Origin of the sequence: Streptomyces sp. NBC_01707 (assembly GCF_041438805.1) — a bacterium.
Lineage (GTDB): Bacteria > Actinomycetota > Actinomycetes > Streptomycetales > Streptomycetaceae > Streptomyces.
This window is the reverse complement of sequence record NZ_CP109190.1, coordinates 1107045-1119152: the sequence shown is the minus strand read 5'-3', so window position 1 is coordinate 1119152 and position 12108 is coordinate 1107045. Positions and strand designations below refer to the sequence as shown.

General features: G+C 70.4%; 13 protein-coding genes and 1 pseudogene. 7 read left to right on the top strand and 7 right to left on the bottom strand.

Translation table 11 applies throughout. The features are described 5' to 3' along the window. Positions 1–401: 401 nt before the first annotated feature. The 5 genes and pseudogenes from OG963_RS05195 to OG963_RS05175 form a co-directional block, all read right to left on the bottom strand. On the bottom strand, positions 402–761 hold the full coding sequence (locus OG963_RS05195) for a hypothetical protein (protein WP_093772179.1): 360 nt from the start codon (positions 759–761) through the stop codon (positions 402–404). A gap of 316 nt (positions 762–1077) precedes the next feature. Beyond that, entirely contained in the window at positions 1078–1311 is a 234-nt protein-coding gene (locus tag OG963_RS05190) for a DUF5958 family protein (RefSeq protein ID WP_371798565.1), read from the bottom strand. Positions 1312–2399: 1088 nt separating this feature from the next. Then, on the bottom strand, positions 2400–2627 hold the full coding sequence (locus OG963_RS05185; RefSeq protein WP_176901971.1) for a hypothetical protein: 228 nt from the start codon (positions 2625–2627) through the stop codon (positions 2400–2402). 43 nt (positions 2628–2670) lie between these two features. Next, positions 2671–2997 (bottom strand): annotated as a pseudogene (locus tag OG963_RS05180) (TOBE domain-containing protein); the annotation flags it as partial. Then, positions 2982–3290: a MerR family transcriptional regulator gene (locus tag OG963_RS05175; protein ID WP_371798564.1), complete on the bottom strand. Its 309-nt coding sequence runs from the start codon at positions 3288–3290 to the stop codon at positions 2982–2984. The gene OG963_RS05175 and the pseudogene OG963_RS05180, both read right to left, overlap by 16 nt. Positions 3291–3336: 46 nt before the next feature. On the opposite strand from OG963_RS05175, the gene OG963_RS05170 reads away from it, so the two are divergent. Together OG963_RS05170 and OG963_RS05165 are read left to right on the top strand one after the other, a co-directional pair. Continuing rightward, entirely contained in the window at positions 3337–4272 is a 936-nt protein-coding gene (locus OG963_RS05170) for a LysR family transcriptional regulator (protein WP_093770896.1), read from the top strand. A gap of 150 nt (positions 4273–4422) precedes the next feature. Next, positions 4423–5583: an NAD-dependent formate dehydrogenase gene (locus OG963_RS05165; protein WP_093770898.1), complete on the top strand. Its 1161-nt coding sequence runs from the start codon at positions 4423–4425 to the stop codon at positions 5581–5583. Positions 5584–5735: 152 nt separating this feature from the next. Here the strand turns inward: OG963_RS05165 and OG963_RS05160 are convergent, their stop codons facing one another. Continuing rightward, positions 5736–6671 carry a MerR family transcriptional regulator gene (locus tag OG963_RS05160; RefSeq protein ID WP_256223258.1) on the bottom strand — a complete coding sequence of 312 codons (936 nt, stop codon included), beginning with the start codon at positions 6669–6671 and terminating at the stop codon, positions 5736–5738. Positions 6672–6768: 97 nt separating this feature from the next. Between OG963_RS05160 and OG963_RS05155 the strand changes: the two genes are divergently transcribed. From OG963_RS05155 to OG963_RS05135, 5 genes are all read left to right on the top strand, one after another. Further along, a complete protein-coding gene (locus OG963_RS05155; RefSeq protein WP_371798563.1) occupies positions 6769–8277 on the top strand; it encodes an alpha/beta fold hydrolase in 1509 nt (502 codons plus the stop codon). Positions 8278–8347: 70 nt separating this feature from the next. After that, the gene (locus tag OG963_RS05150; RefSeq protein WP_176902055.1) at positions 8348–8491 is read left to right on the top strand and encodes a hypothetical protein; all 144 of its coding nucleotides are present in this window, start codon (positions 8348–8350) and stop codon (positions 8489–8491) included. 30 nt (positions 8492–8521) lie between these two features. After that, positions 8522–9265, top strand: a complete 744-nt coding sequence (locus tag OG963_RS05145) for an ABC transporter permease (RefSeq protein ID WP_371798562.1) — start codon at positions 8522–8524, stop codon at positions 9263–9265. Beyond that, positions 9241–9504 (top strand): hypothetical protein, encoded by a 264-nt coding sequence (locus OG963_RS05140; RefSeq protein ID WP_371798561.1) that lies wholly within the window; start codon positions 9241–9243, stop codon positions 9502–9504. The genes OG963_RS05145 and OG963_RS05140 overlap by 25 nt, the downstream gene beginning before the upstream one ends. A gap of 304 nt (positions 9505–9808) precedes the next feature. Then, the gene (locus tag OG963_RS05135) at positions 9809–10687 is read left to right on the top strand and encodes a LysR family transcriptional regulator (RefSeq protein ID WP_093770904.1); all 879 of its coding nucleotides are present in this window, start codon (positions 9809–9811) and stop codon (positions 10685–10687) included. A 104-nt stretch (positions 10688–10791) separates the two neighbouring features. Here the strand turns inward: OG963_RS05135 and OG963_RS05130 are convergent, their stop codons facing one another. After that, complete coding sequence (locus tag OG963_RS05130; protein WP_371798560.1) at positions 10792–12048, bottom strand: MFS transporter; 1257 nt, start codon at positions 12046–12048, stop codon at positions 10792–10794. Between the last annotated feature and the right edge of the window lie 60 nt (positions 12049–12108).

The window sequence follows — 12108 nt, the reverse complement described above, 5'->3', positions numbered from 1 at the left end:
AGGGGACGACGAGCCCCTGGTCCCCAGGTCCGTCTACGACACACAGAGTGAGTCGGGGGACGATGCTTCAACCCTCACATCGGGGCACCGCCCCATCGGGCGCCGCCAAGAGCGGCAGGGCATCGTGTACAGGCGCGTCGGCCAGCAGGAGCACGGGCGTGGCGCCACGGACGAACAGAGTGTTCTCAGGATCCAGCAGCATGGGAACACTCTCGCAGGCAGGGGAGTAGGAGCGGCAGACAAGTACCTGGAGTGGCAGCGAGCGCCCATGAGGCATGGCCATCGAACGTCTGACATCCATCGCTGACATCAACGACCTCGGACAGTGGCGTACCTCCTGGAATACGGGCACACAACGCGCGGCCCCAAGACGCTGATTGCGCAGGTGCCTGATCGAACTCCTAAAGCGGTGGCTTCCTGGCAACCAGGGGCAGCGGCCAGCTAGCGCAGGCCACTAGTGCGCTGCCGTCCTCGGTGAGGAAGAGCAGGGTGAACCGTCTCCGGTTATCAGGATCGATCAGCGCTGTGCGCACGGGCCGGCCGTATTCGCTGATGAGCTGCACTGCTCGTGCCAGCCCCGGAGGTTCGAATCCGCGCATCCGCATGCGCTGGAGTCGGCGACTGAAGACTCCCGCATGCACACCAGTGGGTTGTACCCGCTCTTCCACCGAGTAGGGGGCGCCGCTGCGGAGGGCGGCCAGAGTTAACACGGACGCCTCGTCATCACCGATCAACAGCGATTCCAGCACATGCCGTTCCATGGTCACCCCGTTTGGATCGTGCGGTACAGCAGCCAGGTACCGCAACCCTGGTAACCGCCCCCCACACGGTAGCGTCCCTCCGGGCCCGCCCAGCGGCCGGTATGAACCCCGCTGAGCGATCGCGCTAGGGCTACGGATCAGAAGGTGCGGCGCGGCGGAGGGCCGGTCTCCCTGGCCGTCCCTGGCCTGTGCGAGGTTACTCAACAGTGCCCAACGACGACCAGTGACACCCACTCAGGCGCACCGAAGCACTGCGCCGATCAGCGAAAACGCTGGTCACCGACTTCTCGGGCATGATCCAGGGCACGAAGTAGCCCTAGGTTGGATCCTGGGACTCAGCCGACAAGTTGTGCCACTCGTGACCACATCCGCCGACGCAGTGTAGCGCCCGCCTGCGGGTGTCGGCGGTGCTGAAGAGGGCGATGAGCAGGCGAAATGACTTCGTGAGTTCATGGGCCGGGAGGTGTTCCATCCCGAAGCGCCAATTCATGAGCGTCACCGAAGGCGTGTGGGTGGGCCGAATGCCAGAGCGCGCGATGCTCTCGGGCACATCCGCTGTATTCCAAACTCCACCGGCCTACGCATCCGTCCAGCCGCGTGTCAGGCTTCCGTTCTCTCGTCAAGAGGGTCCAGGTTGCTGACATCAGGGACTGGCACCAACAAGCGCGAATGACACTGGCCAACGGCGAACCTCAGCGGCCGGCCATCCGGGGGACAGCGAGGGTTCATCGACGTCGCGTGCCCCCAATGACCGACCTGATAAGGGTAGGGCCAGACCGCAAAATCTCGGCGCCGCAGGCCGCCTCCCCAGGCCAGAGCCCGTGGGGCCCATTACCGGCGGCGAGACTGCCATGCAAAGATCACGCTTGGTGGCCGTCGAGCTGCACACTTGATGCATGGGGGACTTGCTGTGGATGTCATCGGTTGGACCCTGTTGGCCCTGTTCTGGCTCTTGACGTTCGTTCCTGGCATTGCAGCAATCTGCGTCGGGTGGGTCCCGCCGTGGTTCAGGAAGACGGTTTCGTCGCCGCGACTCGGAGGCTGGGCGGACGTCTGCGCGGGCGTCGGGGGCACGATCATCGTGGGCCCTGTGCACCGCCACTTGGAACCGACGCCGATGGCGACTTTCGCCACAGTCGTGGGCTTCTGCTTCCTCTTCAGTGCCTTCGGCCTCTACCGACGGTCCCACCGGCCGGAGCCATCGGGAGCAACGGCATGCCGGTACACAGCAGCGCCGGCCTTCCAGACCGGGGCTGTCCAGCCGCGGGATGCAGCAACCACCGAGCCGACAACCGAGCTCCACCAGCCGCAGGCGCCCAACTGACGTGAGTGGCGGACCTCAGCGACCGCCGTGTCCACGACTCCCAGCACTCCGCGACTGTCTGCACCCACGGTTCCACCATCCCGCATCGTCCCCACGGCCAGCAGTGCTGCAGAGATGTACCGCAACCGTAGCGACCAGCAGCAACCGTTGATGGTCCCACCGCCTTCGAAGACAGGCCGAGAGCCCTCACTGGCGTGCCGGATGTCTCACCGGCTTGCCATTCCGCCACTGGCGAAGCCCGTCCCCGGGTCGGTGCCGGTGCAGACAGGCGTCGAGGACGGAGCTGAGGGCAACGCGGAAGAGGTTGGCGGCGGTTACCCGGTGCAGCCCGGAATGTTGTTGAGCGGGGTGCAGTGGTTCGGGCGATTCTGGCGGAATGTGGAGTGGAGCAACGTCACCGTACCGCCGGGTGCGTTGTCGATGCCGCCGCCCGTACCGTGAATTGCCCAGTTTCCGAGGACTGTGGAATGGTCCAGCGTCACACCGCCGACACTGTTGTTGAAGATGCCGCCGCCGGCCTGGACCGCGTAGTTGTCCTTCACCGTGGAGCGAAACAGTTTCGCCGTACCGACGTTGTTGATGCCGCCGGCTCTGTGCGGGGAGCCAGACGCGGTCGCGGGTCAGGGGGAGCTCGGTGAAGTGGATGCCGGTCGCGTCCCGTAGGGCGTTGGTGAAGCCGGGGGCGACCGGGTTGAAGGGGCTCTCACTCATCGGCTTCGCGCCCAGGGGGCCGATCGCGTCCGCCGTTTCCATGAAGTGGACCTCGGTGCGCAGGTCGGTCAGGGTGCGGGAGGCGCGCAGGGTGGCTTTCCCCGCGACCTGTACGCTCGTCGACTTCACGCGCGCGGTGACCGTGACGCCGACCGCGAGGTCCAGTTCCTCGACCGACTCGGGCGTCACGAGCGAGACCACCTGGTGGGGCCGGCCTGGACCTCGACCCGGGCCACGACGTCGTCCACCGTCAGGGCGGTGACGATGCCCGTGAGCGCGTGGTGGACGGAGGTGGGCGGCGCGTGGCCGGGGACACCGTGCACACCGGCGAGAGCACGCTCCTTCGCGAACCGGGCCAGCCCCATCCCGTCGATCACCCGGTTCCCCGAGCCGTCACGCCCCATCCTCAGCCGACCACCATCCGCCCATCGGGGAGCGGTCTCCGGACTCAACCCCGGCAGGTGCGCGGCCTGCCCAATGCTGTACGTCGGCACACCGAAACCCTAGGCCCTGCTCCGCACTCTCCCCCGGAGGTCGTGCATGCTGCTGCGTCAGCTGGAATACCTGGTCGCCCTCGCCCGCGAACGCCACTTCGTCCGCGCGGCGGCCGCCTGCTACGTCTCCCAGCCGTCGCTGTCCGCCGCGATCCGCCGTCTTGAACACGAACTCGGCGTGCCGATCGTGCGCCGCGGGCGACGGTACGAGGGGCTGACACCGGAGGGCGAGGTGGTGCTGGCGTGGGCGCACCGTCTCCTCGCCGAACGCGACGGGCTGCGGCAGGAGTTGTCGGCGTTACGGCACGGCCTGACCGGTACCCTCCGCCTGGGCGTGGTCCCGACCGCCCTGCCCACCGCCTCCCTCCTCACGAACCCGTTCTGCGAGCGTCACCCGCGGGCCAGGGTGAGCATCGAGTCGCTCTCCTCGGCCGAGATCACGCGCGGGCTGGCCGAGTTCGAGCTGGACGCGGCGATGACGTACCTCGACGACGACACTCCGGGCGGTGGTCTGCGCCGGCTGCCCCTGTACGAGGAGCGGTACGTCCTGCTCACTCCGGTCGACGGTCCGCTCGCCATCGCGGCCACGGCCCGTTGGGCGCAGGCCGCCGCGCTCCCGCTGTGCCTGCTCGGCCCGCGTATGCGCAACCGTCGCATCATCGACGAGTGCTTCGCCGCCGACGGCGCCACCGCCGCGCCGGCGATCGAGTCGGACAGCGTCGCCGGGCTGTACGCGCACCTGCCCGGTGGCCGCTGGTCGAGCGTGATCTCGCACGCGTGGCTGCACATGTTCGGTGTACCGGACGGCATGCGGGTGGTTCCGCTGGAGGGGCCCGCACACGGGCCACGGGTCGGGCTGGTCACGGGCCCCGACGACCCGCCCTCGGTTCTCGCCGCGGCCCTGCTGGCGGTGGCCCGGGCGGCTGACGTACGACAGGCGCTGGATGAGCTCCTGCGGACCTATCTCGCAGGACACGGATGACGACGGTCCGGTGACCGGTGGCCGGAGACCGGCGGCCGACGGTGATAGCCGTCGGCTATACGGGCATAGCGAGGTTCGCTTTGACCAGGGCGTTCGACCCCGAGGATCGTTAACTCCACCTACCGGAAACGTAGTTGAGGAGCCGTGACCATGGCCAAGGTGCTCTGCGTCCTGTATGACGACCCCACCGACGGATATCCGACCTCGTACGCCCGTGACGATCTTCCCCCCATCGACCGATACCCCAGCGGCCAGACCACTCCGAGCCCGGAGGCGATCGACTTCACGCCGGGGCGTCTGCTCGGCAGCGTGTCCGGCGAACTCGGTCTGCGTGACTTTCTGGAGAAGGCCGGGCACACCCTCGTCGTCACCTCCGACAAGGACGGCGACGGTTCGGTCTTCGACCGGGAGCTGCCTGACGCCGATGTCGTGATCTCGCAGCCGTTCTGGCCCGCGTACCTGACCCCGGAGCGCATCGCCGCCGCCAAGAACCTCAAGCTCGCGATCACCGCGGGCATCGGCTCCGACCACGTCGACCTCGACGCGGCGATCGCGCACGGTGTGACGGTCGCCGAGGTGACGTACAGCAACAGCATCAGCGTCGCCGAGCACGTGGTGATGATGACGCTGTCGCTCGTGCGGAACTACTTGCCCTCTCACCAGGTGGTCCTGGACGGCGGGTGGAACATCGCGGACTGCGTGGCCCGGTCGTACGACCTGGAGGGCATGCACGTCGGCACGGTGGCCGCCGGGCGCATCGGGCTGGCCGTACTGCGCCGCCTCGCTCCCTTCGACGTCAACCTGCACTACACCGACCGGTACCGGCTGCCCGAGGACGTCGAGCGGGAGTTGGGGCTTGTCTTCCACGAGAGCGCGGCGGACATGGTGCCGCACTGCGACGTCGTCACGGTCAACGCGCCGTTGCACCCCGAGACCGAGGGGTTGTTCGGCGACGACCTGTTGGCCACGATGAAGCGTGGCGCGTATCTGATCAACACGGCCCGGGCGCGCATCGTCGACCGGGACGCCGTCGAACGTGCTCTGCGCAGCGGACAGTTGGCGGGTTACGCGGGAGACGTCTGGTACCCGCAGCCGGCCCCCGCCGACCACCCCTGGCGCACGATGCCGCACCACGGCATGACCCCGCACATCTCCGGGTCCTCGCTCTCCGCGCAGGCCCGGTACGCGGCCGGTACCCGAGAGATCCTGGAGTCCTGGTTCGCGGGCCGTCCGATCCGTGACGAGTACCAGATCGTCGATGGAGGAGCCCTGGCCGGAACTGGCGCCCACTCCTACTCGGTGACCCGGTGACCCGGTGACCCGGTGACCCGGTGACCCGGTGAAGTGGTCGGAGACTGCCGCCCGGCCCGCTCGGGCAAAGCCGATGCGCACGTTCGTCGGCTACACCCGGGCGGTGGCCTCCGTACCGACCTCCGGAGCGGCCGGCTGAGCGGGCGTGCCCCTCAGCCGGCCGCTGCGGTGACGTCGGTCTTGAGCGAGGCTCGCATCCACTCGTGGGCGGCCCCGAGGGTCGGCTCCGGCGAGCCGGTCAGCTCGCCGGTCAGCTCCCAGTACCGGTCGACCATCGGATCGGCGGCCCGCGACAGCAGCCCGTTGAGCCTGCGGCGGAACTCCGTACTGTCCTGCAGGCCCCGCGATTCGGCGTGGGCCGCGACGAAACAGTCGAGTGCCTGCCCCCGCTCCGGTGCCCGGTTCGTCTTCAGCCCGGCTGCGGCCAGCGTGTACGCATCGAAGAGGCCGTCGTACAGCACGTCGGGGCGGCGGACGTGGTCGATCCGGTTGCCCGCCGACCGACGGGGATCGGTGGCCGGACAGGGCGCGGTGGCGATGGCATACAGCCGGGCGAAGGTCAGTACCTGGGCCGGCGTCGGATCCGCAGGCGGTTGGGGTACCGCGTACTCGAGGATCGAGGAGACGAGCCGGGACGACAGCCGGACAGGCAGCGCTCCCCGCCAGAAGCGCGCCATCGGCGCCGTACTGGGCGGGGTGGACACCCTGCCGACCAGCCGCAGGCGGTCGGCGCGCTCCTCGGCCGGGCAGTCCCGGATCAGCTGCAGGGCCGCCTCCCGCCAGCGCAGCGCGGTCAGTTGGGAGCCGAGTTCGCGCAGCTGTACGTCGATGGCGTCCTGCAGAGCGTCCGCCAGACCGTCGCCGTGGTCGAGCACCCGGCCCACTTCCGGCACCGGCAGATCGAGGGTGCGCAGCGAGCGGATCAGCCGCAGCCTTTCCAACGCGTCGGGCCCGTACCGCCGGTGCCCGCCGGAACTGCGGGAGGTCTCGGGCAGCAGACCGCGGTCGGAGTAGAAGCGGACGGTCTTCACGGTGACGCCCGCCTGCTCGGCGAGCTCGCCGATGCTCCACATTCCGTCAGGGGACAAGGCTTGAACCTCCCTCAGGGGGAGTTCCTACCGTACCTGCGAGCGCGGACGACCGGTAAGGGCGGCCGCGCGGACCGTGGCACGCAAGGAGGCGATCATGACGGCGTTCGTATTGGTTTCCGGACCTTTCACCGGTGGCTGGATCTGGCGGGAGACCGCCGAACGGCTGCGCGGTTCCGGGGCGGAGGTACACCCGCTGACTCTCACCGGCCTCGGGGAGCGCCGCCACCTGGCCGGGCCGGACACCGATCTGGAGACGCACATCGAGGACGTGGTGCAGCTGATCGACCACCTGGACGCGCCGGAACTGATGCTGGTCGGCCACGACTACGCCATCCATCCGGTGCTGGGTGCCGCCGACCGCCGCCCGGAGCGGATCAGCCGGGTCGTCCACCTGGACGCCGGCCTGCCGCAGGACGGCGACGCCGCCCTCGCCCTCGTTCCGGACCAGGAGGTCCGCGAGCGGCTGCTGCGCCCGGACGGGCCGGCCGAGCACAACTGGCGGATCCCCGTGCCGCAGCCCGACGAGTGGCAGCGCTGGGGCAGCACCGCCGGCCTCCCGGCGGAGGCGCTGGCCCAGCTGGACCGCTACGCCGCGCCGCAGCCGTCCGGCACCCTCGTCCAGCCGCTGCGGCTCACCGGGGCGCTCGCCGGACTGCCCACCACCGGCGTCTTCTGCACCGCCGGCGGGGTGACCATCGCCACGGTCGAGACGCTGGTTCGGAGTGGGCCGCCGCAGTTCCGGGCGCTCGCCCACCCCCGGGTCAGCTTCTTCGAACTCGCCACCGGGCATTGGCCGATGCTCTCGGACCCCGACGAGCTGGCCACTGTCCTGCTCCGGGCGGCCGCCGGCGAGGGGCACCGGATCACCGCGAGCGGCGACGAAGAGCCCTTCCAACTCAAGCCTTTCGTGCTGGACGTCCCTGAGCGGCCGCGCGAGCGGATCGGTTCGGTCGACCTCCATCTGCCGGACGCGGACCGGCCCCGGCCCGCCGTCGTGTTCGTTCACGGCGGCCCCGTAGCTGCCGAGCTGAGGCCCACGCCGCGGGACTGGCCGGTCTACACCGGCCACGCCCGGTACGCGGCGAGCCGGGGCGTCGTCGGCGTGACCGTCGACCACGGGCTGCACGACCTCACCGACTACGCGCAGGCCGCCGAGGACATTGCCGCGGCCGTCGAACTCGTCCGGGCCGACCCGCGGGTGGACGCCGACCGCATCGCCCTGTGGTTCTTCTCCGCCGGTGGGCTGCTCGCCGCCGACTGGCTCGCCGCGCCGCCCTCGTGGCTGCGCTGCGTCGCCGCGAACTACCCGGTCCTCGCACCGCCCCCCGGCTGGAGCGCGGTGGACGCGCGGTTCCGTCCCGTGGCCGCGGTGCGGACGGCCGGGGAACTGCCGATCGTCCTCACCCGGCCCGGTCTGGAACATGCCGAGTTCGCGGGCACCGTCGAGGAGTTCCTGGCCGCCGCCAAGGCCGTCGACGCCCGGATCGAGACCATCGACGTCCCGGCCGGCCACCACGGCTTCGACGCGGCCGACCACATCGACGACTCCCGCCACGCCGTGGCAGCGGCCCACGACGCGGTCCTGGCCCACCTCCAGGCCTGAGACCTCCGCGGGGACGCCGGGCGGGAGGACGAAGTGACGGGCTGCGGCCCGCCTGGCCGGACGGCTGCCGTTGCCGCAGCCGGTCGCCCTGGGCCTGGCCCGGCCCCTCGCGCGGCCCGCCCGCGCGCTGGCCATGGGCACCGCGATCCTGTTCGGCGCTGCCGCCGTCACGTTCACCGTAGGGATGGCCGCCTCGCTCGGCCAGGTGATGTAAGCCAAGGCCCACGACGTCGCCGATGTCGTCGTGCCCGCGCCCTTGCCGGACTTCGGACCCCAAGACCCTGGCCATGAGAAGCAGCCCGACGTCGACCCCGCTGCAGTCGCCACGGCCGTCGAAGCCGCCGCCGGGACCGGGAAGTACTACGGCGCCGCTACGGTACGGGCGACCGTGTCCGGCCTGACCGGCACCGTCGACGTGATCGTCTTCACCGGCGACGCGTCCTGGGGCGGCTACAAGACGGTCTCGGGCCGCTGGATCGACAAGCCCGGCGAAGCTGTGGTCCCGACCCCCTTCCTGGCCGCCACCGGCACCCGCATCGGCGACACCGTCACCCTGAACGGCCTGGCCGAGCCGGTCACGGTCCGGATCGTCGGCGAGGCCCTCGACCCCCGCAACGACGGCATGCAGGTCTTCACCGACGTCTCGACCCTCACGTCCGCACATCCCGACCTGACGGAGACGAGCCATCACATCGCCGTCACGCCAGGCACGGACCTGACCGGCTACGTCGACGCGCTGAACAGGGACCTGGCACCGCTGGGGGCCACCGCTCGGGCCGGCGGGCTGGACGCCGGCGGCGACATGGTCGTCACGCTGAACGCGCTGTCGCTGATCCTCACGCTGATGCTCGTCGCCGTCGCCGCGCTCGGCGTGCTCAACGGCGTACTGCTCGAAATCCGCGAGCGCGTCCGGGAGCTCGGTGTCCACAAGGCGCTCGGCATGACCCCCGGCAGACCATCGCGATGGTCATCACCTCGGTCGTCGTGACCGGACTGGTCGCGGGCACTCTGGGCGTGCCGCTCGGCGTAGCCCTTCACGGCTGGGTCATCCCCGCGATGGGCGACAGCGTGGGGCTCCGCCTCCCCGGTTCCGTCGTCGCCGTCTACCACGCGGCCGAGCTGCTCCCGCTCGCACTCGGCGGAGTGCTCATCGCCACCCTGGGGGCGCTGCTGCCCGCCGGCTGGGCCGCCAGGGCCCGGACCGCCACGGCCCTGCGCACCGAATAGGAGGTCAGGTTCAGCGCTCGTGCCTCCGCCCCCCACCGCAAGCAGCGGTGGGGGGCGGTTGGAGGGTTCCCTCCAACTGGCGCGGGACACGGGAGTTCCGGCGTGCCGAGGCTCCCGGACAGGGAAACCCCCTTCGTACTTCTCTCCCATTTCGATCCCACCCGTACCCGGACACGAGCCCGCCCAGGGACGTGGTTCCCTCCGGCGCAGGCTGGCACCGGATGCGATGCTGGAGAGGGCGGGTCATCGCCATTGGAGATGATCGCCTGGGTCGGATGACGGGAAAGGGTCGGTGGCGGTTCGCATGGATCTGCGGCAGATGGAGGTGGTTGTTGCGGTCGCCGAGGAGGGCGGGTTCACGGCGGCGGCGCAGCGGCTGCACGTGGTGCAGTCCGCGGTGTCCGGCACGGTGCGGGCGCTGGAGAGGGAACTGGACAGTGCCTTGTTCGAGCGGACCACGCACCGCGTGTCGCTGACTCCGGCGGGGGAGGCGTTCGTGCCCGCCGCTCGTGCGGCGCTCCGCGCGGCCGAGGAGGCGCGAGCGGTGGTCGACGCTGTACGAGGTGAGGTGCGGGGACGCGTGACGGTAGCCATCATGCAGGGTGTCTGGGCCGGCCTGCACCGTGCCCTGGCGGGACTGCGCGCGGAGCACCCCGGGGTGAGCGTGCGTCTGCAGCAGGCACCGGTGGCCAACGTCCGGCAGGCGCTGAGCGAGGGCACGGTGGATCTCGCCGTGGTGGCGCTCGACCGGCAACAGCAACGGGGACTGGTGACCCGCCTGCTGTCACGCGAGGAGATGCTGCTGGTGTCGTCGCCCGCGCGCGCCTTCGCCGAAGACGACATGGTGACCTTCGACGAGATCTCCCGCATGCCCTTCGTGGACTTCTTGCCCGGTTGGGCCGTTCGCTATTCGGTGGACCGGGCCTTCAGGGCCGCCGCCGTGGAGCGGTCCACGGTGTTCGAGGTCAACGACATCGTGGCGGCGTCCGAGTTGGTCCGGCACGACCTCGGGGTGTGCATCATGCCGGCGTCTGTCGCGGCCCGTTTTCCGGATCTCGTCGTCCGCCGGTTCGTGCAGTATGCCCCCGCCTGGAAGGTCATGGTGGTCCGCCGCCGCGGAACCATGTCCCCCGCGGTCGAGGCGTTGCTACGGCACATCACCCCCCTCACGGCGGCGGGGTGAGCGAGGCGCGGAGCGGGCCCGCGCACGTGCCTCGACCCTGCGAGCGGCCGCCGCCGTGCCCGGTCCGACGGTCCGGGGCGTGGCGGGCGGGCTGGTGAGGGGCGTTACCGGATCAAGGCCGCCGCGGTCGTGGCCTCGGCAGCCTTTCGGCCGGAGCGGCGCTCGCTCATCCAGTAGGCCAGGGCGATCAGCGGCAGAGCGGATCCGAGGACGCTCACCCCTGTCCAGCCGGCGGCGTGGTAGGCCAGCGACCCGAGTTGGGAACCGAGTGCGCCGCCCGCGAAGAAGACGGCCATGAAGGCGCTGTTGAGCCGCGAACGGGCGCCGGCGTCGAGCCGGTAGATGGTGTGCTGGCCGAGGATGAGGGTGGTCTGCACGGCCACGTCGATCAGAATCCCTGCGAGGGCGATCAAGATGACCTGGCGCTGCCCGAATCCCGCCACGGCGAAGGCCAGCGCCGCCACGACGAAGGCGATGCCCGTCACGGGACGTGCGAGCTCGCGGTCCGCCCAGCGGCCGGCCAGCGGTGCCACCGCGGCACCGGCGGCGCCGACGAGCGCGAACACTCCGACGCCGATCGGCGAGTAGTGGAACCGCGGCCCGGTGAGCACGAAGGAGACGGTGGTCCAGAAAGCGCTGAACGCGGCGTACATCGCTGCCTGGTACAGCCCCCGGCGCAGCAGCGCGGGGTGGGTGCGCACCAGCCGGAACATGGAGCGCAGCACCTGGCCGTAGGCGAGCGACGTGGTGGGGGCTTGCTGTGGCAGTGCCACGCGCAGTGCCAGGGCGAGGAGCGCCATCAGGACCGCGGAACCGAAGTACACGTAGCGCCAGCCCGCGACGTCGGAGACCAGACTGCTGACTGTGCGGGAGAGCAGGATGCCGGCGAGCAGGCCGCTCATGACGCGGCCGACGATGCGGCCGCGGGTATGGTCGGGCGCGAGGCTTGCGGCGTACGGGACGAGGATCTGGGCGACCACCGATGTGGCGCCGCTGACCAGCGACGCCGCGAACAGCATCGGGAAGCTGGTCGCGAAACCGGCCACCGCGAGCGCGACGGTGGCGACGGCGAGCAGTAGGGAGATCAGTCGGCGCTTCTCCAGCCGGTCGCCGAGCGGCACGAGGAAGAGCATGCCGACCACGTAGCCGATCTGGGTCACGGTGATCAGCACGCCGGCCGTGGCCGTGTCGAGGTGGAAGACCTGGCTGAGCGAGGACAGCAGCGGCTGGGCGTAGTACAGGTTGGCCACGGTCATGCCCGAGCCCACGGCGAGCAGCCCCACCAGCCATCCCGGCACGCTGTGGGCGGACTCGGCGGAGGCGGGTCGCTGCGGGGACTGAGGAGCGGGAAAAGCGGACACAGGACCCTCTCGTGACGGGAACCGACGGGGCAGTCCCGGTGGGCTGGACGGCGACCGTGC

What these genes read in the sequence shown, in the direction of transcription:
- OG963_RS05165 (WP_093770898.1), top strand. Translation starts at nt 4,423, where the DNA reads ATGGCCAAGGTGCTCTGCGTCCTGTATGACGACCCCACCGACGGATAT.
- OG963_RS05170 (WP_093770896.1), top strand. Translation starts at nt 3,337, where the DNA reads ATGCTGCTGCGTCAGCTGGAATACCTGGTCGCCCTCGCCCGCGAACGC.
- OG963_RS05195 (WP_093772179.1), bottom strand. Translation starts at nt 761, where the DNA reads ATGGAACGGCATGTGCTGGAATCGCTGTTGATCGGTGATGACGAGGCG.
- OG963_RS05155 (WP_371798563.1), top strand. Translation starts at nt 6,769, where the DNA reads ATGACGGCGTTCGTATTGGTTTCCGGACCTTTCACCGGTGGCTGGATC.
- OG963_RS05135 (WP_093770904.1), top strand. Translation starts at nt 9,809, where the DNA reads ATGGATCTGCGGCAGATGGAGGTGGTTGTTGCGGTCGCCGAGGAGGGC.
- OG963_RS05140 (WP_371798561.1), top strand. Translation starts at nt 9,241, where the DNA reads ATGGTCATCACCTCGGTCGTCGTGACCGGACTGGTCGCGGGCACTCTG.